This is a genomic window from Pontixanthobacter aquaemixtae (genome assembly GCF_009827395.1).
Taxonomy (GTDB): Bacteria; Pseudomonadota; Alphaproteobacteria; order Sphingomonadales; family Sphingomonadaceae; genus Pontixanthobacter; species Pontixanthobacter aquaemixtae.
On the sequence record NZ_WTYX01000001.1, the window covers coordinates 402,019 to 421,770 of the forward strand.

20 protein-coding genes and 1 tRNA gene are annotated in these 19,752 nt (G+C 58.4%); 10 read left to right on the forward strand and 11 right to left on the reverse strand.

Features of this window, described 5'->3' with window-relative positions; translation table 11 throughout:
* Position 1: 1 nt before the first annotated feature.
* Together GRI41_RS01905 and GRI41_RS01910 are read right to left on the reverse strand one after the other, a co-directional pair.
* Positions 2 to 850 (reverse strand): sulfurtransferase, encoded by an 849-nt coding sequence (locus tag GRI41_RS01905; RefSeq protein ID WP_160602958.1) that lies wholly within the window; start codon positions 848 to 850, stop codon positions 2 to 4.
* Between the two features lie 27 nt (positions 851 to 877).
* A complete protein-coding gene (locus GRI41_RS01910; protein WP_160602959.1) occupies positions 878 to 2,134 on the reverse strand; it encodes a hypothetical protein in 1,257 nt (418 codons plus the stop codon).
* A 120-nt stretch (positions 2,135 to 2,254) separates the two neighbouring features.
* On the opposite strand from GRI41_RS01910, the gene queF reads away from it, so the two are divergent.
* Positions 2,255 to 2,734 carry a preQ(1) synthase gene (queF, locus tag GRI41_RS01915; protein ID WP_160602960.1) on the forward strand — a complete coding sequence of 160 codons (480 nt, stop codon included), beginning with the start codon at positions 2,255 to 2,257 and terminating at the stop codon, positions 2,732 to 2,734.
* A 12-nt stretch (positions 2,735 to 2,746) separates the two neighbouring features.
* Here queF and GRI41_RS01920 read toward each other — a convergent pair whose 3' ends face one another.
* The 4 genes from GRI41_RS01920 to GRI41_RS01935 form a co-directional block, all read right to left on the reverse strand.
* On the reverse strand, positions 2,747 to 3,538 hold the full coding sequence (locus GRI41_RS01920; protein ID WP_160602961.1) for a hypothetical protein: 792 nt from the start codon (positions 3,536 to 3,538) through the stop codon (positions 2,747 to 2,749).
* Between the two features lie 134 nt (positions 3,539 to 3,672).
* Positions 3,673 to 3,748 (reverse strand) — tRNA-Thr (locus GRI41_RS01925).
* A 53-nt stretch (positions 3,749 to 3,801) separates the two neighbouring features.
* The gene (locus GRI41_RS01930) at positions 3,802 to 4,689 is read right to left on the reverse strand and encodes a hypothetical protein (RefSeq protein ID WP_160602962.1); all 888 of its coding nucleotides are present in this window, start codon (positions 4,687 to 4,689) and stop codon (positions 3,802 to 3,804) included.
* Positions 4,686 to 6,008 carry a replication-associated recombination protein A gene (locus GRI41_RS01935; RefSeq protein WP_160602963.1) on the reverse strand — a complete coding sequence of 441 codons (1,323 nt, stop codon included), beginning with the start codon at positions 6,006 to 6,008 and terminating at the stop codon, positions 4,686 to 4,688. Before GRI41_RS01935 ends, GRI41_RS01930 begins: the two co-directional genes overlap by 4 nt.
* A 123-nt stretch (positions 6,009 to 6,131) precedes the next feature.
* Between GRI41_RS01935 and GRI41_RS01940 the strand changes: the two genes are divergently transcribed.
* From GRI41_RS01940 to GRI41_RS01955, 4 genes are all read left to right on the forward strand, one after another.
* The gene (locus tag GRI41_RS01940) at positions 6,132 to 6,746 is read left to right on the forward strand and encodes a PadR family transcriptional regulator (protein ID WP_235901026.1); all 615 of its coding nucleotides are present in this window, start codon (positions 6,132 to 6,134) and stop codon (positions 6,744 to 6,746) included.
* Positions 6,747 to 6,865: 119 nt separating this feature from the next.
* A complete protein-coding gene (locus GRI41_RS01945; RefSeq protein ID WP_160602964.1) occupies positions 6,866 to 7,726 on the forward strand; it encodes an SEL1-like repeat protein in 861 nt (286 codons plus the stop codon).
* 100 nt (positions 7,727 to 7,826) lie between these two features.
* Positions 7,827 to 8,249: a hypothetical protein gene (locus tag GRI41_RS01950; RefSeq protein ID WP_160602965.1), complete on the forward strand. Its 423-nt coding sequence runs from the start codon at positions 7,827 to 7,829 to the stop codon at positions 8,247 to 8,249.
* The gene (locus GRI41_RS01955; RefSeq protein WP_160602966.1) at positions 8,246 to 8,677 is read left to right on the forward strand and encodes a hypothetical protein; all 432 of its coding nucleotides are present in this window, start codon (positions 8,246 to 8,248) and stop codon (positions 8,675 to 8,677) included. Before GRI41_RS01950 ends, GRI41_RS01955 begins: the two co-directional genes overlap by 4 nt.
* Here the strand turns inward: GRI41_RS01955 and GRI41_RS01960 are convergent.
* On the reverse strand, positions 8,674 to 9,828 hold the full coding sequence (locus GRI41_RS01960) for a glycosyltransferase family 4 protein (protein WP_160602967.1): 1,155 nt from the start codon (positions 9,826 to 9,828) through the stop codon (positions 8,674 to 8,676). The genes GRI41_RS01955 and GRI41_RS01960 overlap by 4 nt on opposite strands.
* 185 nt (positions 9,829 to 10,013) lie before the next feature.
* On the opposite strand from GRI41_RS01960, the gene GRI41_RS01965 reads away from it, so the two are divergent.
* From GRI41_RS01965 to GRI41_RS01975, 3 genes are all read left to right on the forward strand, one after another.
* Complete coding sequence (locus GRI41_RS01965) at positions 10,014 to 11,165, forward strand: phosphoserine transaminase (protein WP_160602968.1); 1,152 nt, start codon at positions 10,014 to 10,016, stop codon at positions 11,163 to 11,165.
* Positions 11,166 to 11,263: 98 nt separating this feature from the next.
* Entirely contained in the window at positions 11,264 to 12,847 is a 1,584-nt protein-coding gene (gene serA, locus GRI41_RS01970) for a phosphoglycerate dehydrogenase (protein ID WP_160602969.1), read from the forward strand.
* Positions 12,848 to 12,902: 55 nt separating this feature from the next.
* Complete coding sequence (locus tag GRI41_RS01975; protein ID WP_160602970.1) at positions 12,903 to 14,042, forward strand: ATP phosphoribosyltransferase regulatory subunit; 1,140 nt, start codon at positions 12,903 to 12,905, stop codon at positions 14,040 to 14,042.
* Here the strand turns inward: GRI41_RS01975 and GRI41_RS01980 are convergent.
* Entirely contained in the window at positions 14,039 to 15,055 is a 1,017-nt protein-coding gene (locus GRI41_RS01980; RefSeq protein ID WP_160602971.1) for an alpha/beta hydrolase, read from the reverse strand. The genes GRI41_RS01975 and GRI41_RS01980 overlap by 4 nt on opposite strands.
* A gap of 85 nt (positions 15,056 to 15,140) precedes the next feature.
* Complete coding sequence (locus tag GRI41_RS01985; protein ID WP_160602972.1) at positions 15,141 to 16,607, reverse strand: spinster family MFS transporter; 1,467 nt, start codon at positions 16,605 to 16,607, stop codon at positions 15,141 to 15,143.
* A gap of 272 nt (positions 16,608 to 16,879) precedes the next feature.
* On the opposite strand from GRI41_RS01985, the gene GRI41_RS01990 reads away from it, so the two are divergent.
* A complete protein-coding gene (locus tag GRI41_RS01990) occupies positions 16,880 to 18,169 on the forward strand; it encodes an adenylosuccinate synthase (protein ID WP_160602973.1) in 1,290 nt (429 codons plus the stop codon).
* Entirely contained in the window at positions 18,169 to 18,678 is a 510-nt protein-coding gene (locus tag GRI41_RS01995) for a L,D-transpeptidase family protein (protein WP_160604576.1), read from the forward strand. The genes GRI41_RS01990 and GRI41_RS01995 overlap by 1 nt, the downstream gene beginning before the upstream one ends.
* On the opposite strand, the gene GRI41_RS02000 is transcribed toward GRI41_RS01995, so the two are convergent.
* Positions 18,668 to 19,057, reverse strand: coding sequence for a DUF6768 family protein (locus GRI41_RS02000; RefSeq protein ID WP_160602974.1), 390 nt, complete (start codon positions 19,055 to 19,057; stop codon positions 18,668 to 18,670). The two genes, GRI41_RS01995 and GRI41_RS02000, sit on opposite strands and share 11 nt — an antisense overlap.
* A complete protein-coding gene (locus GRI41_RS02005; RefSeq protein ID WP_160602975.1) occupies positions 19,054 to 19,635 on the reverse strand; it encodes an RNA polymerase sigma factor in 582 nt (193 codons plus the stop codon). Before GRI41_RS02005 ends, GRI41_RS02000 begins: the two co-directional genes overlap by 4 nt.
* Positions 19,636 to 19,752: the final 117 nt, after the last annotated feature.

The following is a 19,752-nucleotide window of genomic DNA, read 5'->3' on the forward strand; positions in this document are numbered from 1 at the left end:
GTCAGCGCGCGTATCCTGTTTCCTTTGGGGTGTCTGGATCGGCACCCCACTCGCTCCAGCTCCCATCATATAGCGCGGTTTGCTCATGGCCCAGTAGATCGAGAGCAAAGAGCAAAACGGCGGCAGTCATGCCGCTGCCACAACTGGCGGTGATCGGCCGGTTCAGGTCGATGCCGGCTTCGTCGAACAAGGCGCGCATTTCGGATTCCGTCTTGAATGTACCATCGGGCCTAAGCAACCGCGCGAAATGCAGATGGCGTGATCCGGGAATATGGCCGCCGGGTAGGCCGTGCACGCTATCCTCGCTTTCGCCCGAAAATCGGTCTTCGTCGCGCGCATCGACAAGCTGTTCTTGCCGTGACGCGCAATTGGTCAGGACGCTCGCCTTGTCTCGAATCCGCGACAGGTTGGCGGAGAAGGCAACATGCGTAGAGGTGCTGCACTTCGTTTCACCGGCTTCCATCGGGCGGCCCTCCGCCCGCCATTTGGCCAAACCGCCATCGAGAACCGCGACATTGCCAAACCCAAACATCGTGAAGATGAAAAAAGCGCGGGCTGAACTGCGCAAGGCGCTGTCATCATAGAGCACGACGCGGTGGTTTGGCGTGATACCCAATTGCTGAAGCCTCAACCCGAACTGCTCGGGTGAAGGTAGCGCCGATGGTACAGCCGAAGATTGGTCTGTCAGCGTCGGGAGATCCAAATACCGGGCATCGGCAATATGCTCGACGAGAAATTCGTCCGCGGCACTGCGCGCGGCAGAGGGCAAATGCCCGGACGCATCGAGTATTACCAGATCATCCGCAGCAAGCTGCTTGTGTAAATCTTGCGTCGAAACCAGTTTGTCCATCCGCGATGCGTAGCGCCGCGCAGAGTGTCAGTCGAGAGCGCGAAGGCTGATCGCGCGATAGGTCTGGGCCATTTCGTCTAGGCGGAATGGTTGCAGGCGGTCCGCATTCGTTTGCGACCTTGTACCGACCACGAATGTCCGAATGATCGGGTCGAGACCGGCAGCTTCTATCCGGATGCGCAGCAAGGGAACGTAAAGCTGTGCATTGCGCTGAGGAATAAGCTGGATCGATCCAACCGGCATTGTCGCATTGAGTTTTGCTTCATGCGTTTCGCGCGCCGGGATTTCGGGAACGAATGTGACATAGTCGAGATAGGTTGCCTCGCTCGCAACCTGCTCGTTCACTGGCTTTCTTCCATGCGCGGTGATGATATCTGCCTTGATCGACAGGTCTTTGATTGGCTCCCCGCCGCGATTGACCAGATCGAGTTGGTAAGACAGTTGGACATTCATCAGGCTGCGGCTGAGCGATATTGCCTGCGCCCTGATCTGGATATTGGCATTTGCTTTGGCCGGAACCGGCTCTGGGCGGGTTTTCGTTTCCGGTGGCGCAACCGTTTCGGCAACAGGCTGTGCCGATGCGCTTGGGTCGAAAGAGGCATCGTCGGCATCGGGAGTTTCGCGAACCCACTTGGTCGGCGCCTCGATCTGCGGGACGCCTGCCGCAACCGGCTGTCGCCTGCGCCAGAACACCATTGCCCCGCCGATCAGAACGATGAATCCGGTCAAGAGCGCCAGCCACATCACATACCCCGAGGAACTGCTGTCTGCACTATCGGCTGCGCCGCTTTGCGCCTGAACCGGACCTACGCCTGTCGGCAAACTCGCTTGCCCGGTGGGTAGCAAGTCGGTGGCCGAAGACGATGTGTCATCCTGAATCTGTGACGGTGTCAGGGAATCGGTTGCGACCGCGCCGGGTACGGTTGGAGCCTGGCTTGAAAGCGAAGGTTGCTGTTGCGGCCTACGCGCTGCGCTTTCAGTCGCCGACGGGACAGGTGCCGGCCGCGCGCTCGATGTCTGGGAGGGTGTTGGCGTGGCTGTTGGCCGGGGCGTTTGCGTTGATGCCGGAGCCGGGCTGGGTGTCGGCGTTGGAATAACGCGCGGAGCGACTGGAACTGCGCCTTCGGTGTCGACCGGGCCTTGCACCCGCGGAGACGGCGTCGGCGTTGGCGCTGGGGGCAACTGAAAATCGCGCACCGAACCGGGATTCGGGCTGGCGGGCAGCGCGGTTGCCATTGCAAACAGCGACGCAGAGGTCAGATATAAGGCGGTTTTGGTGCTCATATTCACGGGTATATGGGGTACAACAGATCGCTCCAGACAGCGCGGCGCTGAATAGGGACTGAATTCGCGATATACCACAGGTGACTTGTGCATGCGCGTCGATCACGGCATCAGCGCGGCATGAGTGACACAGTTTCCAACGAATCCGGCGGCAACGGTCCGCAATTTCTGGGCCAACAAACACCGCTACCTTCATCGCCCGAAGAGGCGGTTCTCGATTACGTGCCCAATCCGCGTGCTGGTGCGCTTTATCTCACGCGCTTTGCGGCGCCCGAATTTACGTCGCTGTGCCCCGTAACCGGCCAACCCGATTTCGCGCATCTGGTTATTGATTACGCGCCGGGCGAGACGATCGTGGAATCAAAAAGCCTCAAACTGTTTCTCGGCAGCTTCCGCAATTATAACGGTTTTCACGAAGATGTGACGGTGGGAATCGGGCAGCGATTGGCCGAAGAGATGAGGCCGCTCTGGCTGCGGATCGGGGGCTATTGGTATCCGCGCGGTGGCATTCCGATCGATGTGTTCTGGCAAACCGGCGCGCCGCCGGAAGGGCTGTGGGTTCCCGATCAGGGCGTGCAGGCCTATCGCGGGCGCGGGTAAGCCACCCTCCGATTATTTTTTGACTCGCCAATCGCGGGCGTAAGTCGACTCTTCGTGATATTTACGCTGCTTCGCAGCGGCTTGTTCGGCCAGCTCATCTGGCGTTGAAGCGCGCGCATTGGTCTGTTTGAGCAAAGCGTCGCGCTTTATCGGGATGCATTGCGCAATCGGCGTACCTGCGGGAAGGAAGTGGTCACCAATCGGGCCGGACCAGACGAAGGGGATATTGACCGTGGTATCGAAGCGGTCGCAGTCCACCATCCCGCTAAAGCACGTAAAGGGCAGCTCGGGCCGGCTAAGCGGCTGAGAGAACAGCACCGAGTAACCCTCAGGCACTTTGATCCGCCACGGATTGATGAATTTTAGCGGCATTGTGCTTTCAAACGGAGGGTTCGGCGCGCCAATCTGGGCGGGATGATGTTGCTCAATCGGTTGGAAGGGAACATCGGGTGCCCAGCCCATCTGGATCGAAACACGGTCTTCCGGAATACGCAATTGCACATCGAACGGCAGCGGGATCATATAACCGAGCGAGAATGTGTCGGTGACGGGAAGGCAGGCCTTCACCGTCAATCCGGGCAAGCCATGCGCGTCTTTTATTCCCATTTCGCGATCAAGCTGCTTGAACCATTCGGGCGCTGACCGGATCGACCGTTCCGGTGCGGGAATCTTCCCTAGCAGGGCAGGGTCGCAGAGAAATTCCATCGTGTCGTCAGGCGCGGGACCGGTTGCCTCTGGCGGAGTTGCTTGCGCAGGCGTCTTGTCAGGCTGCGTGAATCCGAAGCTGACTTTGAAATCTGACATCGCGCACTCCCAATTGCCGAGCCGCCGCGATGTCGGAAAATCACGATGCTTGCAATAGAGGCATTCGGATCATGGTCGCGGCATCCAGAACGCGACCGCCGGGTGACTAGCGCACTAGGAAAAAGAAGTTTCGATGGTGCCGGCTGCAGGAGTCGAACCCGCGGCCTGATGATTACAAATCAACTGCTCTACCAACTGAGCTAAGCCGGCCCATCTACAGCAATCACGCGGTCGGTCCGTCGGATTGCGGAGCGCCCTTTGGCTCAAAATGCGCCGAAGGTCCAGCCCTCAGTTACGGCAATTTGTTTAGTTAGTCCTTTCGGCGACCAAAATTGTGGATTTTGCGCCGCATTGCGCAGCCATGCCGCAGTCAATATCGCGTCTGAACTGTGATCGTCGATCGGGCCGCGGCCTTTGACCGGCGGCGATCCCAACGTGGCGAGCGCTGAATTCAACGCGTCATAATCACGAATTTTGCTGCGACCGGCAGTGCGCCCCGCAGCAATCGCGGCGAGCCCGGTGTAAATTTCGACGATCACAGAAGTGGTTTCTGGCAGAGGATCGACCGGCCAAACGGGTATTGCGCCGCCCAACTGGTGCAACATGCGCATGCCCGTTAGGCTTGATTTCCCAACCTGTGCGGCGCCGACCAGATTGAAATTGCTGTAGGGCTTGCACCCCAAATTTTGCTGGGCAAGCTCGGTCACGCGCAGCCTTCCGCGTTTGTCAGGCGCACCGGCGGCGAGAAAACGGTCGCCTTCGCGGCCACCGTGCCGGCGGAAATAGCGGGATAGTTCGGGGTGATCGATGAAACCGGTGGCTTCGCAATTGGGTTGGTCGGTGCAGATTAGATCGATCAATGCCCATAACTGTTTGGCGCTGGCGGGGCTTTCTGGCCAATCGGGAAAGAATGCCCCGCAATCGGCAAAGGGCAGCGATATGCCGAGGTCCATCCCGATCAGCGTGTTGGCCGGCAATTGATCGCGCAAAATGGACAGCACTTCTTCGCGCGACCACGCGGAACCGCGCTGCACCAACACCGGGGCCCCGCCTTCCGCCTCGCATATGGCCATCGCAATGCCCGGCTGGCGCGGACCGGCGGCGCCTGACCAATCGATCGCGACAAAGTGATCGAATTTGCGCAGGCTCATTCGCCGCGCAATTCTGTCCGCTTGCGATCCCACCAATCCATGCGTTCGCGGACCTTGCGCTCAAAACCCCTTTCGACAGGTTCGTAATAAACCTGCGGTTCCATTTCGTCGGGCCAGTAGTCATCGCCCGAAAAGCCATCTTGGGCGTCGTGATCATAGGCGTAATTCTTGCCGTACCCGATATCCTTCATCAGCTTGGTCGGGGCATTGAGGATTTTTTGCGGCGGCATCAGGCTGCCGGTTTCCTTGGCCGCTTTGAACGATGCCTTTTGCGCGACATAGGCGGCATTCGATTTGGGTGCTGTGGCAAGGTAAAGGCACGCTTGGACAATAGCCAATTCGCCTTCGGGGCTGCCGAGAAATTCGTAAGCGTCCTTGGCGGCAAGGCATTGGGTGAGCGCTTGCGGGTCGGCGAGGCCGATATCCTCGCTGGCAAAGCGAACCAGCCGGCGCAGCACATATAGCGGCTCCTCCCCCGCTGTGAGCATCCGCGCCATGTAATAGAGCGCTGCTTGCGGGTCCGATCCGCGCAGGCTTTTGTGCAGCGCACTGATAAGGTTGTAATGTCCGTCGCGATCCTTGTCGTAGACGGCGACGCGGCGCTGGAGAAACGCGCCGAGGCCTGCGGGGTCGAGCGGCTCCGGTATATTGGCCGCGTAGAGCGTTTCCGCCTGATTGAGTAGGAACCGCCCATCGCCATCGGCCGATGCGACCAAGGCCTCTCTTGCTTCTTGCGTTAGGGGCAGGGGGCCTTCCAATTTCTCTGCCCGGGCAAGCAACGTGCCCAAAGCGTCTTGATCTAGCCTTTGCAGGATCAGGACCTGTGCGCGGCTGAGCAGGGCAGCATTCAGCGCAAAGCTGGGGTTTTCGGTGGTTGCACCTACCAGCGTGACCGTTCCGCGCTCTACAAAGGGCAGGAAGCCGTCTTGCTGCGCACGATTGAAGCGGTGAATTTCATCCACGAACAACAGTGTGCGTTGGCCCGCCTCTGCGGCCTTGTCTGCGGCGGCAAATGCTTTCTTCAGGTCGGCAACGCCGGAGAATACCGCGCTGATCGCTTCGAAGCGCATTCCCACCGCATGGGCCAGCAAACGTGCCGTCGTGGTTTTTCCGGTCCCCGGCGGTCCCCACAAGATCATCGAGGAAAGTTTGCCGGCGCCCACCATCCGCCCGATCGAGCCGTCGGGGCCGGTCAGATGGTCCTGCCCGACAACTTCATCCAGCGCGCGAGGCCGCAAGCGGTCAGCCAGCGGCGCGTCGTCCCTCGGGGCATCACGCGGGGTTTCGGGCACAAGGTCATCGGCAAACAGATCTGTCATTCGTCGGATCAGATAGGCGCTTTGCCGAAGGATTGCATCAATCGCTTGCAATCGGTTGATTAAGATATATCGTAGACCTATCATAAATATATCGAAAGGAAATGAGCGATGAGAGCTCACAAAATGAGAAAGATGCGCCGGAAAGGGTTTCCGATAGAGGCGATGCTTGCTTCGGGAAGCTGGGGCAATTGGGGCGGCGATTTCGGCCGAGATGGCCCGTTCGGCCCGGGCGGCCCGTTTGGCGGGGGTGGGCGCGGCCATAGGCGCAAACGGCGCGTATTCGGGAGCGGTGAACTGCGCCTCGCTTTGCTGATGCTGATCGGCGAAAAACCGCACCATGGCTATGAACTGATCAAAGCCATCGGCGAAATTACCGGCGGCAATTATGAACCCAGCCCTGGCGCGGTCTATCCGACTCTGCAGATGCTTGCCGATGAAGGCGTGATCAAGGAAGCCAAGCCGAAAAAGGGCGAAGAGGCCAAGAAAGCCTTTGAAATCACCCAGGCGGGCAAAGACGAACTGGCCGAACGCGAGGACGAAATCGCCAAGATTGTGCAAAAGCTCACGGCGATGTCGGGCACTGAAGAGCGCAACCGCGCACCCGAATTGTTCCGCGCCATGGGCAATCTTGCTGGCGTTCTCAAGAACAAGTACCGTAGCGGCGGCTTTGACGCGTCAGATGTCGAGGAAATTGTCGATATTATCGATGATGCCGCAAAGCGGATCGAACGTCTTTAGGCGGGTCTTTGCGCATGATCGCTGCGCACATGAGCAGTGGACTTTTGACGCGTTTTTCCAAAGCATTTCGTGGCCATATCGCCTAATCTGCGACTCACTCGATAACATTGGGGTAGGTCATGATGGGTCGTTTGGTGTCAAAAAGTCTGGCTTTGATGTGCGCAGCGCTGATTGCATTGTCCGGTTTCTCTGCTTCCGCAGGGGCACAGACAATCGACTGCAAAGAGGCCTACAACCTTATCTTCGGGGCGCTGAACGGCTCGCGGGCCGATGGCCAGCCTGCCGTCAAACGAAACGACGTGCCCGACGGCGCAATCAGTTGGGCGCTCGCTTATGAGAAACGCGTCAATTCCGGAGTAACCGCTTGCACTCCGCCGGATGGAATCCTGGGGGCATATCTTGGATTGGTGCAGGCGGATAATCGCAGATATGCCTCTCGCGCTGCGAACACCGCACCAAAACCGGGTTACTCGACCGGAGGGACGGCCGCAGCGGGGGCCGAAACATACTTCCAGTTGGGCGAAACCGAAGTGTTGCTGGGCAACATCGAGAAAGCCCACGCCTATTACACTTTGTCCTGTAATCAGGGCCATGCGCGCGCGTGTTATGAAGCGACTGGGCAGTTTTCTGGCGGCAAAGGCGGAAAAGATGGTGGTGAGCGGGCACTTGCGATGCTGGCTGACGGATGCAGGCGCACGGACCAGCGCGCCTGCGACAGCCTGAATACGATCAAGGCGGGAATGTCTATGCCCGGACTGGTCAATGCCGTTCGTCTGGGCGTGGCACAAAAGGCTGAAGCACGCGGTGATCGGCCCGAGGCAAAGCGTGTCTATTCCGGCTTGTGTGACGAGGACAATCGCCGTGCATGCTATGAATTGGCGCGCATTCTGGAAACCAATGAAAAGAGCGCTGACACGGCAAAGATCAAAGCGCTGTACCGTCGCAGCTGCCAGCTGGGTTACGAAAAGGCCTGCCGATAAAATCGTCTGCCTGATGCGACCTTTTTCAACCTAGGCTTATTTGGCTTAGCTGCTTTGGGATGCTAACTCTCTTCCATTCAATCTGGTGGAGGGAAACATCATGACAGTTAATGGTAAAACGCCTTGGCATATTTGGGCGGTCGGCGGATTGACGCTGCTTTGGAACGCTGTCGGGATTTACAGCTATATGATGACCCGGTTGGGCAAGCTGGAATCGCTTGGCATGTCTGCCGCGGATATCGCTTATTTTGACAGCTTTCCGGCATGGTCCAATGCCTTGTGGGCAATGGGTGTGTGGGGCGCATTCGTTGGGTCGATCTTGATCCTGCTGCGCTCTCGCTGGGCCGTTGCATCGCTGATTATTTCAGTGATCGGTTTGATTGGCACGACCTATTTTCAGCGTTTCATGACCGATATTCCGACGAACCTCGATAGCATCGGGCTCGCGGCATCTATCTGGGTCATTACGCTGTTTATGTTGTGGTATGCCCACAAAATGAAGAATGCGGGTGTTCTGCGTTGAGCGCGAACAGGACTGCGCCATGGCATCTTTGGGTCGTGACCGCGCTCGGCCTGCTGTGGAATGCCTATGGCTGTTATGATTACTACATGACGGTTAGCGGGAACGAAGCTTATCTCGCGCAAATGCCGCCTGGATTTGTCGCGATGATGGAGGCCAAACCGGCATGGACGCTTGGCCTCTGGGCGATCGGCGTTTGGGTGTCTTTGGCAGGATCATTGCTACTCTTCGCACGGTCACGCCACGCAGCGACTGCTTTTTTTATTGCGCTTTTCGCCGCGGTGATCAGCTTCGCCCAGCAATTTTTGCAGGGACCGCCGCAAGGATATCCGACCGTCATGTTCTATATCATGCCGTTCATAATCACGGCGGTGATTGCGCTGCAATTTTGGTATTCGCGCCGGCAATCGGCAAATGGCGTGCTTCGCTAGGCTTTATTCTGACGCGCTTCGATCAGGCGGATGTAAGTATCAGCCACCGCCTGATTGATCGCGTCCCAGCTATATTCGAGACTGCGCTTTTCGCCCGCGGCGCCATGCTTCGCGCGCAATGCGGGGTCTGTGCAATAGGGTGCTAGCGCTTCGGCGAAGGCTTCCGCACCGGTGGGCGGCACCAGCGTTCCGGTCTCCCCGTCAAGCACAAGACTGGCCGCACCCGTTGCGCCCGCAGCCACCACCGGCAGTCCGCAGGCCATCGCTTCCAGCGTTACATTGCCAAAAGTCTCGGTAATCGATGGATTGAAGAAGATGTCCCCGCTTGCCAGCGCACGGCCAAGATCCGGGCCGGTTTGGAAGCCGGCAAAGATGCCGCCAGGCAGGGCCTTTTCGAACCATTTTTGCGCGGGCCCTTCGCCGATCACCAAAACCTTGTGCGGCACTTGCCGTTTGCGCAATTGGACGATGGTTTCGGCAAAAATGTCGAGGCCCTTTTCCATGACCAGACGGCCCAGAAAGACGATGGCGATATCGCCATCCTCGATGCCCAGAGAACGCCGCCAGGCCAGATCGCGTTTCTCGGAGGCGAATATTGCCCGGTCCACGCCGCGCGACCAAATGCTGATATCCTCATGCATGCCCTGTTCGCGCAGGGTTTCGATCTGGCTTTCCGACGGTGCGACCAAACCGTCGCAGCGCCGGTAGAAACGGCGCAGAATGGATTCGAGCCACGGCTCGGTAAAGCCCAATCCATAGTAACGCGGGTAGGTTTCAAATCGCGTGTGGACCGATGCGAGAATGGGAAGCCCCTTCTTCCGGGCCCACGTTACGGCCCGATGTGCAGATACATCGGGTGAAGAAACATGCAGGATATTCGGATTAAATGCCTCGATATCCGCTTTCACATCGGCGGGAAGACCCAAAGGAAAGCGAAACTCGCTGCGTCCGGGTATGGCAACAGAGGGCAAGCTGACCAAATCACCCTGAGGTTCAAATGCTGGAACCGGAATTGTCGGCGCATAGACGCGCACATTTGCGCCCTGACGCAGCAAATATTCGACCAGCCGGTTCAGCGCCTGATTCGCGCCGTCGCGGACGTAATTGTAATTGCCGCTAAACAGGGCAATGCGAAGGTCAGTCATTTGCATTGTGATGCGCTTTATCGGCCCACACGCTCTTTGGCGAGAGGTGAGTTGGTCGCGCAATAGCTGCAATCCACCGCTCTTTTCCAAAGAAATACCAATGCAGCTTGACATGCTGCGGCGCAACATTAGTGCGGCACTTGGGCCACGCGGTCCCAACGCCGCGCGTGCTCTCTGTAAGGAGAGAATACATGACTGAACAACCATCGCTCAAACCTGAGCGTCCTTTCTTCTCGTCCGGGCCAACCGCCAAACACAAAGGCTGGTCGGCGAGCAATCTTGAAACCAAAGCATTCGGCCGGTCGCATCGCAGCGCCGTGGGCAAGGCGCGTCTGAAATACGCCATCGATCTTACGCGTGAACTGCTCGGTGTGCCTGACGATTATCTGGTTGGCATTATGCCGGGCAGCGACACAGGCGCGCTCGAATGCGCGATGTGGACCATGCTGGGCGCGCGTCCCGCGACTGTCGCTGCTTGGGAAAGTTTTGGCAATGTCTGGATTCAGGATGCGGTCAAACAGCTGAAGCTGAAAGACTTGACTGTTCTTGACGCCGATTATGGTGAAATCCCTGACCTTTCCAGCATCCCGCAAGACAATGATGTGGTGTTCACATGGAATGGCACAACATCGGGTGCCAGAATCAAGAACACCGATTGGCTCGCCGATGATCGCGAAGGCATCACGATCAACGACGCCACCAGCGCAATTTTCGCGCAGGAAATGGATTGGGCAAAGCTCGATGCCACGACTTTCAGCTGGCAGAAAGTAATGGGCGGAGAGGCGCAGCATGGCATGCTGATCCTTAGCCCGAAAGCGGTAGCGCGGATCGAAAGCTATGATCCCGAATGGCCGCTGCCCAAATTGTTCCGGCTGAAGAAAGGCGACAAGGTCAATCGCGCGATCTTTGAAGGCGCAACGATCAACACGCCCAGCCTTCTGGCGACAGAGGATTACATTCTCGCGCTGGAATGGGCGAAGTCGATTGGCGGGCGTCAGGCGATGTTCGAACGCGCCAATGCCAATGCCAAGATCGTAACCGACTGGGTCGAATCAACACCTTGGCTGCGCAATATGGTTTCCGATCCGCAGCAGCGCACCAATACCGGTGTGTGCTTCGTGTTCCAGGGCGACTATTATGACAGCCTCTCGCCTGAAGATCAGGCTGCGGTGCCCAAGACTATCGCGGCAAAGCTCGACGAGCTTGATGTTGGCTATGATTTCAACGGCTATCGCGATGCACCACCAAGTCTGCGCATCTGGTGCGGCGGTACGGTGGAGCAAGAAGATCTGCGACGTCTGCTGCCGTGGATTGAATGGGCCTACGCCGAGCTGCAGAAGTAGGACGTCATCCCAGCGAAAGCTGGGATCGTTCTCCTCATATTCCGACTTAATTTGATAGCGGTCCCAGCCTGCGCTGGGATGACGAAGGGACAATTCCCATGAGCAAACCCAAAGTACTTATTTCCGACAAGATGGACCCAAATGCCGCGCGTATATTCGAAGAGCGCGGCTGCGATGTCGATGTCATCACCGGCGAAACACCCGAGGAATTGATCGCGCGCATTGGTGACTATGATGGGCTAGCCATCCGGTCTTCGACCAAAGTGACCAAGGAAATCCTCGACGCGGCGACCAATTTGAAAGTCATCGGCCGCGCCGGCATTGGTGTTGACAATGTCGACATTCCCTATGCCAGCGGCAAAGGCGTGGTGGTGATGAACACGCCGTTCGGCAATTCGATCACCACGGCCGAGCATGCGATCGCGATGGTGATGGCGCTCGCGCGGCAAATCCCCCAGGCCAATGCACGCACACAGGCGGGTGAATGGCCCAAGAAAGACTTCATGGGCATCGAGCTCACCGGCAAGACGCTGGGCCTGATTGGCGCTGGCAATATCGGCTCGATCGTCGCCAGCCGCGCGCTTGGGCTGAAGATGAAAGTGATCGCTTTCGATCCCTTCCTGACCGAAGATCGCGCAGTGGAAATTGGCGTGGAGAAAGTCGATCTGGATGGCCTGCTGGCGCGGGCGGACTTTATCACGCTCCACACGCCGCTGACCGACCAGACGCGCAATATTCTCAGCCGCGAAAACCTTGAAAAAACCAAGGCCGGCGTGCGGATCGTCAATTGCGCACGCGGTGGCTTGATTGACGAAACCGCTCTCGCCGATCTGCTGGAAAGCGGCCATGTTGCTGGTGCCGCGCTCGACGTTTTCGAGACCGAGCCTGCGACCGAAAGCCCGCTATTCGGCAAGGAGAATTTCATTTGCACGCCGCATCTGGGTGCGTCGACCACCGAAGCGCAGGTCAATGTTGCGCTGCAAGTGGCCGAACAGCTTTCTGACTACCTCGTCAATGGCGGTGTGACCAACGCGCTCAACATGCCCAGCCTGAGCGCGGAAGAAGCGCCCAAGCTCAAACCCTATATGGCGCTGGCGGAAAATCTCGGCTCGCTGGTCGGGCAGCTTGCCCACGGCAATCTTACCAAGATCAGCATCGAGCGCGAAGGTCACGCTGCAGAGCTCAATGGCAAACCGATCACCGGCGCGGTTCTGGCGGGCTTCATGCGCCGATATTCGGATAGCGTGAACATGGTCAACGCACCTTATCTGGCCAAGGAACGCGGCATGGAAGTGCGCGAGATCCGCAACGAGAAAGAGGGCGTCTACCACACGCTGCTGCGCGTGACGGTGGAGACAGAGCAGGGCAATCGCTCTGTCGCCGGTACTTTGTTCGGCAGCGAGGCGCCCCGTTTGGTGAACATCTTCGGCATCGGGATCGAGGCCGATTTGCAGGGCAATATGCTGTATATCGTCAACGAAGACGCGCCCGGCTTTATTGGCCGGATTGGTTCGTTGCTGGGTGAAAACGGCATCAATATCGGTAACTTCAACCTTGGCCGGCGCGATGGCGGCGGTGAGGCTGTGTTGCTGCTGTCGGTGGACCAGCCGATACCGCAAGAGGTCGTCGATCAAGCTTGCGCGCTTGAAGGTGTGAAAGTGGTAACGCCTTTGGCATTCTGAGACCGGGCGTCTTCCCAGCTTTCGCTGGGGGGACGACTTGGTTATGGGGCAGGTTATGACCACAAACACAAACGATCTCCTGCCCGTCGGCCTGTCCGACCGTCTCCCGCGCGAAGCGGCGGCATTAACGCATGCAATGCGCGGTGCTCTGTCGGTGATGGACAGTCACGGTTATGATCGCGTGCGGCCTCCGTTGATCGAGTTTGAAACATCGATGGCGGAGCGGATGGCCAAAAGCGGAGACGGTGTTCAGCCACGCCGCATGTTCCGCTTTGTTGACCCGGTCAGCCTGCGCACAATGGCGCTGCGCAGCGATATGACGGTGCAGATCGGGCGCATTGCGGCAACTTCGATGGCAGCCGCGCCGCGCCCGTTGCGGCTCTGCTATGCGGGCGAGGTTGCGACAATAACTTCCGATCAGCTCGATCCCGCGCGGCAGCGGCTGCAATTGGGGGCCGAACTGATCGGCAGCGACAGCGTGGCGGCGGCGGGCGAAGTGGTCGCTTTGGCGATTGAATCGCTCGAAGCTGCGGGCGCCACAGGCATTTCGGTCGATTTCACGCTGCCCGATCTGGTTGATACGCTGGCCGAAAAGGCGTTGCCGCTTTCGGTTGATCAAATTGCTTCCGTGCGCCGCGAGCTCGACACCAAGGATGCGGGCGGCCTGAAACAGGCAGGCGGTGAGGCATATTTGCCGCTTCTCTACGCGACCGGTCCGTTTGAAGTGGCGATCGAACGATTGGCCGCAATTGATGCCGGCGGTGCATTGGCCTCTCGCATAGAAGGATTGAGGACCATCGCTGCTCGCGTGTGTGACAAGGCGCGTGTGACGCTCGATCCAACCGAGCGGCACGGCTTCGAATATCAAAGCTGGTTCGGTTTCACGATCTATGCAGAGGGTGTTCGCGGCGCGATGGGGCGGGGCGGAACATATTCGATCAGCGGCGCGACTTCTGCGCAAGACGGGGCCGCAACCGGTTTCTCGCTATATATCGATCGACTGCTCGATACGCTGGACAAAAACAGCACCCGTAAAGCCGTGTTTCTGGCGCTGGAGCACGATGCAAAGGTCGCTGCGCAATTGCGAAGCGACGGGTGGCGAACTATTGCAGCGCTGAGTGAAAACGACGATCCGGAGCAGCTCGAGTGCACGCATATCCTCAGCGCAAACACGCCCGAGAAACTGCCTGGCTAGCGAAACAGCCCGGCCAGGAACGAATCGACCTTACCGGTCGCGATGTCACCATCGGCGCCGAGATTGCGGTTGAGCTTGCTGTGAGAGGTGTTGCTGACAGCGACCACTTCCACATCGGCTCCGGCCTCGCGCAATTTTTCACCGAGCGCATTCGACTGCTTGGCGGAATCGGCGCGGTTCGCGACATGCAAGATTATCCAATTGGGCGCATCATCACCGCCGGTATGGGTAATAGGTGAAAGTGCCGCTTGCCTGGCGGGGTCGGTTCCGAACGCGTCCTTGTAAAGCTTCGAAACCAAGTGGATTTTTCCGCTCATCCGCGCGGGGACGTCGTATCCGGCACCATCTAGCAGAACCACTGCGCTGATGGCGTCCATATCGCTGCCGGCGTAGGAAGGATCGGTGGCGACAAGCGCAGCCAGATGCGCGCCAGCGCTGTGTCCCATTAAAACAATTCTGTCACGGTCGAAGCCAAGTTCATCGGCCTCGCTTCGCAATTTTGCGATTGCTGCGGCGACATCGCGTGCCTGATCTTCGACCGGGGCATCGGGCAACACGCGATACCCCGCAGAAGCGAAAGCGTATCCTTGGCCGGTGAAATATTCCGCTTTGGCATGGGTCGATCTGGTCCGGTCGCCCATCGCCCAGCCGCCGCCATGGACAAACAGGATCAGCGGTGGCGATCCAGCGCCTCCTTCTGCCCGGTGGAAATCAACCGCCTGCCTCAAATGGTCGCCATAGGTGATCACGTCGAACTTCTGCGGCGGCAGTTTTGTCGACTGCCCGCTTCGATCCGATCTGCGCTGCTTCATACGTTCGCGCAATTCGCTAGAGCAGGTCTCGCTCAGCTCGCTATGGTTCTCGCGCAGGCACGCCCGAATATTGCCGCGATCGCCCCCGCATAATGCGCGAATTTCTTGGCGGCATTCGGCCTGTAGGCGCTGCTGCGCAGGGGCGGCAGTGGCGCCCACCATCGCCGTGACAATACAGGTTGTGATCAAAGCCGAACGCATGGCGATCTCCTATTCTGGCATGCGCGCGAAGCTGGCTTTCTTCGGCGGGCGAGTCCAGTCGCGCATTGTCACAAAATGTCGCGGCTTACTCGCGCCCCATGTCGCGCTGGATCGTGCGGCTGGCCATGAAGAAATGGAACACCGCCCAGATATACATGCATTTGAAGATGACCATCGACCATTGCAGCCCGTCGGCATTGGCGGTGTCGCAAGCTGACCGGGCTGCCGCTGTCAAATCGCTGGCCTTGCAGGCTTCTAGGCTCAGCGATGGATCAATACCGGACAAGAATGAGGCGTTCAGTATCGATGAAAGCCCGCCAATCAGCGGAGGCCCAAGGCCGTAACCCAGCAAATTGACGATGAACAACGTCACCGCAACGGCGGTCGCGCGCATGCGGCTGTCAACGACACCGCTGGGCACGGCATAAAGCGGGCAAAGATAGGTGTAGAGCAGCATTTGCCCCACCATCAGCAGCGGCACTGCGACCCAAAGCGACTCAACCAGATAGCCCGTGACATGAAGCGGTATCACGCCGGCCACCGCAAACATCGGGATATAGGCCAGTGCTTTTGGAAATCGCTCTGCATATTTGTCGGCCAGATAACCTGACATATAGGTCCCGATAGAGGCCATCACGGCCAACACCATGGCGATCTTTACCGATGCGTCGAAGATCGACATTTCATGCGTGCGGATCAGGAATGAAACCATGAACTGGCCGACACCGTAATTGACGAATGACGCAATGGTAACGCCCATGGTGACATGCCAATAGGCGGGCTTGGTCGCGAGAATTTTGAGAACTTCCTTGAACCCCACATGCTCCTTGTCTTGCATATGAGCGGGATCGGTATAGCCGCGCGGCGGCTCTTTGATGGTCATTTTGACCAGGAGAGCGACCAGCACACCAGGCAGGCCGACCACAATGAAGGCGATGCGCCAAGCCTCGATATTTTGCCAGTCGAGCGCGTTAGCCGCCCAAGTCCAGCCCCAATTGCTGAACATGGCGGCCACGTTTGCTCCATCGAGACTGCCAACGACATATCCGCCAAAAACATACGCGGCCATTCCCCCCAGCGGGATGCCTAGCGCATAGACAGAGACAGCCGTCGAACGTTCTGCGGGGACAAAATAGTCGGCAATGATCGAATTGGCCGGCGGCGAACAGCCTGCCTCACCGATGCTCACCCCGATGCGGAATATGAACAGCGCGATGAAACTCATCGCGAAGCCGCAGAAAACCGTCATCAGGCTCCACAATGCTATCGAAAGCGCGATGATCCAGACGCGGTGCTTCTTCTCTGCAAGCCGGGCGATGGGAATGCCGACAAAGGTATACAGGATTGCGAATGCCGGGCCGCCCAGCAGCCCCATCTGCCAATCCTCGACACCAAACGTCTCTTTGATCGGCTCTGTCAGAATATTGATGATCGTGCGGTCGATGAAATTGAAAATATAGACCGTCAGCAACACGCCGAGGACATATTTGCGGTAATTCTTTGTCCCGAAACCCGCTTCCGGCGAACTGCCATTCGCAATTGCATTGGCCAAATCTCAACTCCCAAAATTCCTGTGACCTGTCTTGCGCAGGCTGATGCGGTGCACGTTACGCGGTTTTCGGGTTTTGTATATCTGCTTGTCACAGGGGGATCGGCAAAGGCGACCAATCCGGGGGCCAAGGGCCTTGCAATGCTTGACTCGACTCCCGCCTTCTCTCTAACGCTCCACACGCATTCCGGGCCCGCGGCCCGTTCATTCCATCCTAACGTCGAGTCCTGTCGAAGGACGTTGAGGATCCCCTTGGCAGGGGTGAAGGTATATCTATGTCCAACGTAACTGTGATCGGTGCCCAATGGGGCGATGAGGGTAAGGGCAAAATCGTTGATTGGCTCGCCAGCCGGGCTGATGCGGTTGTCCGTTTCCAGGGCGGTCACAATGCCGGCCACACGCTGGTAATCGACGGCAATGTTTTCAAACTAAGTCTTCTGCCAAGCGGGATCGTTTCGGGTACTTTATCGATCATCGGCAACGGGGTGGTGCTCGATCCGTGGGCGCTCAAGGACGAAGTCGAAAAGCTCGAATCGCAAGGCGTCGAGATTTCAGATGACAATTTCGCGATTGCGGATAATTGCCCGCTGATCCTGCCGATCCACCGCGATCTGGATGGGCTGCGCGAAGCAGCTGCAGGCTCGGGCAAGATCGGCACGACCGGACGCGGCATCGGCCCTGCCTATGAAGACAAGGTCGGTCGCCGCGCGATCAGGGTGTGCGATCTGGCGCATCTTGACGGGCTGGAGCCGCAGCTTGACCGGCTTTGCGCCCATCACGACGCCTTGCGCGCGGGGTTCGATGAACCGCCGGTCGATCGCGAGCGGCTGCTCGATGATCTGCGCGAAATTGCTCCCTTTGTCCTGCGATTTGCGCAGCCGGTGTGGAAACGGCTGAAGAAAGTCCGCAAGGCTGGCGCGAAAATCCTGTTCGAAGGGGCGCAAGGGGTGCTTCTCGATGTTGATCACGGTACCTATCCGTTCGTCACCAGCTCGAACACGGTCAGCGGCACTGCGGCAAGCGGCAGCGGGCTGGGCCCCAATTCAACCGGCTTCGTTCTGGGTATTGTGAAGGCATATACCACGCGCGTCGGTTCCGGCCCGTTCCCGACAGAGCTTGACGATTCCGATGGCCAGCGACTGGGCGAACGCGGGCATGAATTCGGCACCGTGACCGGCCGGCAGCGTCGTTGCGGCTGGTTCGATGCGGTGCTGGTCCGCCAAAGCTGTGCGATCAGCGGGGTAACCGGGATCGCGCTGACCAAAGTTGATGTCCTTGACGGGTTTGAAACGGTCAAAGTCTGCACCGGATACCGGTTGCGCGGGAAGATCTTGGATTATTTCCCCAGCCATGCCGCTGATCAGGCGGAAGTCGAACCGATTTACGAGGAAATGGAAGGCTGGAGCGAAAGCACAGCAGGGGCGCGTAGCTATGCCGATTTGCCCGCCAACGCGATCAAATATATCCAGCGCGTGCAGGAGCTGATCGAAACGCCTGTGGCGCTTGTGTCGACCAGCCCTGAGCGCGATGATACGATCTTGATGAAGGACCCGTTTGTGGATTGATGATACGGTTTGGCCGCCTTGCCCTGTTTCCGCTTCTTCTGGCAGCCGCAGCCTGTCAGCCCAAGCCCCAGCCTGTTGCCGTCGTTCCGACCGAGATTGATTTTCTGCTGGTCGACAAGTCCGACCGGACGCTTGCCGCCTATCTCGATGGCAAGCTGATCAAGACCTATGAGAATATCGGATTTGGCGATGCGCCAGCCGGTCACAAGCAATTCGAAGGCGACGAGCGGACACCGGAAGGGCGCTACACAATTGATGCGCGCAACCCCAACAGCGCCTATCATCTCAGTCTTCGGATATCCTATCCGAACGCGGAAGATCGAGCCTTCGCAGAGAGTTTGGGGCGCTCACCCGGCGGTGATATTTTCATCCATGGGCAGCCCAACAGCCTGCCCGTCGGGCGTATTCCTGGCGATTGGACAGACGGATGTATCGCCGTGTCCAATGCCGAGATTGAAGAGCTGTGGAATGCGGTTCCCAACGGCACGCCGATAGAAATCAGGCCTTAGGTCCGGTATTGGCCTGACTTTCGTCCAGCATCGCAACCTGAAGCTGAAGCCGTTTCACTTCGCGCAATACGGCCAGCAGGTTCATCCGCGCGAACATCCACTCCTTCAAAAAGCCCTGCATGATCAGAAGTGCCAGGCAGATCAGGCCCCAGCCAAGCATCGCATCCCCGTCTGCGGTCATTGCGCGGTAGAAGCTGAAAGCAAGCCCGATGCCCACCGCGATGGCGATGGCAAAGCTGAATTTGGCCCAACCGCCGAGCGGTCCGGAAAAGCTGTCGCCGATTTGCCGGAACATGCCGCGGTCGGCTTCAAGGGAAGCAAGAAATTCCTTGTCATCGGCATCGAGCGCGCCGCGAATTTGGTCATCGATAGTGGTCATTGGTCATCTCCTGGTGGTGGATCGCTCAGCGCCGTTTTCAATTGCCGGCGAGCGTGGAACAGGCGCGATTTGGCGGTGCCAAGCGGCACCTCTTGCGCCTCGGAAATTTCGGCAAGGGTCAGCCCCTCGACGAAGAATAGATGCGCGGCGAAACGTTGATCGGCTGGCAAGGCGTTGAAAGCGACGCGGATCGCGACACCATCAAGCGGCTTCGTGACTTCACTCGAGTCGCCGTCGGCAAGTTCGATTTGCACCGAACGCCGATTGGTCGCCTTGCGGATCATATCGGCGCATCGCCTGCGCAAAATGCCGTATGCCCACGCGGCAAAGCGCGCCGGATCCTTGAGGCCGTGGATCCCCTTCAGAATGGAAATCCACGCCTCTTGCACCGCGGCATTGGCATCTTGCCCGCTCCCCAAATAGCGGGAGGCGGTCCGGATCAGCCTTGGCTGCCAGCGCGCGGCAAGCCGGTCCATCGCGCGGCGGTCACCCGCCCAGATCATCGTGACGAGCAACTCGTCATAGATGCGCTCCGCGGCACCTGCCGGCGGTTTGGATATGGGGCTTCGCTGCGTCATTTGGTCCTATAGTCGCGGCAAGTGGCCGAAAGGTTCAATCACTACTGTCGCTTTCGCAAATATTCTCAACTATTCTTGACATGAACCCTATTTGTTCTAGCTTTGTACCGATCATTC

Coding starts and splice junctions, on each gene's coding strand:
- GRI41_RS01930 (WP_160602962.1), bottom strand. CDS start 4,689: ATGAGCCTGCGCAAATTCGATCACTTTGTCGCGATCGATTGGTCAGGC.
- GRI41_RS01945 (WP_160602964.1), top strand. CDS start 6,866: ATGATGGGTCGTTTGGTGTCAAAAAGTCTGGCTTTGATGTGCGCAGCG.
- GRI41_RS01980 (WP_160602971.1), bottom strand. CDS start 15,055: ATGCGTTCGGCTTTGATCACAACCTGTATTGTCACGGCGATGGTGGGC.
- serA (WP_160602969.1), top strand. CDS start 11,264: ATGAGCAAACCCAAAGTACTTATTTCCGACAAGATGGACCCAAATGCC.
- GRI41_RS01965 (WP_160602968.1), top strand. CDS start 10,014: ATGACTGAACAACCATCGCTCAAACCTGAGCGTCCTTTCTTCTCGTCC.
- GRI41_RS01940 (WP_235901026.1), top strand. CDS start 6,132: ATGAGAAAGATGCGCCGGAAAGGGTTTCCGATAGAGGCGATGCTTGCT.
- GRI41_RS01950 (WP_160602965.1), top strand. CDS start 7,827: ATGACAGTTAATGGTAAAACGCCTTGGCATATTTGGGCGGTCGGCGGA.
- GRI41_RS01935 (WP_160602963.1), bottom strand. CDS start 6,008: ATGACAGATCTGTTTGCCGATGACCTTGTGCCCGAAACCCCGCGTGAT.
- GRI41_RS01995 (WP_160604576.1), top strand. CDS start 18,169: ATGATACGGTTTGGCCGCCTTGCCCTGTTTCCGCTTCTTCTGGCAGCC.
- GRI41_RS01905 (WP_160602958.1), bottom strand. CDS start 850: ATGGACAAACTGGTTTCGACGCAAGATTTACACAAGCAGCTTGCTGCG.
- GRI41_RS01920 (WP_160602961.1), bottom strand. CDS start 3,538: ATGTCAGATTTCAAAGTCAGCTTCGGATTCACGCAGCCTGACAAGACG.
- GRI41_RS01975 (WP_160602970.1), top strand. CDS start 12,903: ATGACCACAAACACAAACGATCTCCTGCCCGTCGGCCTGTCCGACCGT.
- queF (WP_160602960.1), top strand. CDS start 2,255: ATGAGTGACACAGTTTCCAACGAATCCGGCGGCAACGGTCCGCAATTT.
- GRI41_RS01960 (WP_160602967.1), bottom strand. CDS start 9,828: ATGCAAATGACTGACCTTCGCATTGCCCTGTTTAGCGGCAATTACAAT.
- GRI41_RS01990 (WP_160602973.1), top strand. CDS start 16,880: ATGTCCAACGTAACTGTGATCGGTGCCCAATGGGGCGATGAGGGTAAG.
- GRI41_RS02005 (WP_160602975.1), bottom strand. CDS start 19,635: ATGACGCAGCGAAGCCCCATATCCAAACCGCCGGCAGGTGCCGCGGAG.
- GRI41_RS01910 (WP_160602959.1), bottom strand. CDS start 2,134: ATGAGCACCAAAACCGCCTTATATCTGACCTCTGCGTCGCTGTTTGCA.
- GRI41_RS02000 (WP_160602974.1), bottom strand. CDS start 19,057: ATGACCACTATCGATGACCAAATTCGCGGCGCGCTCGATGCCGATGAC.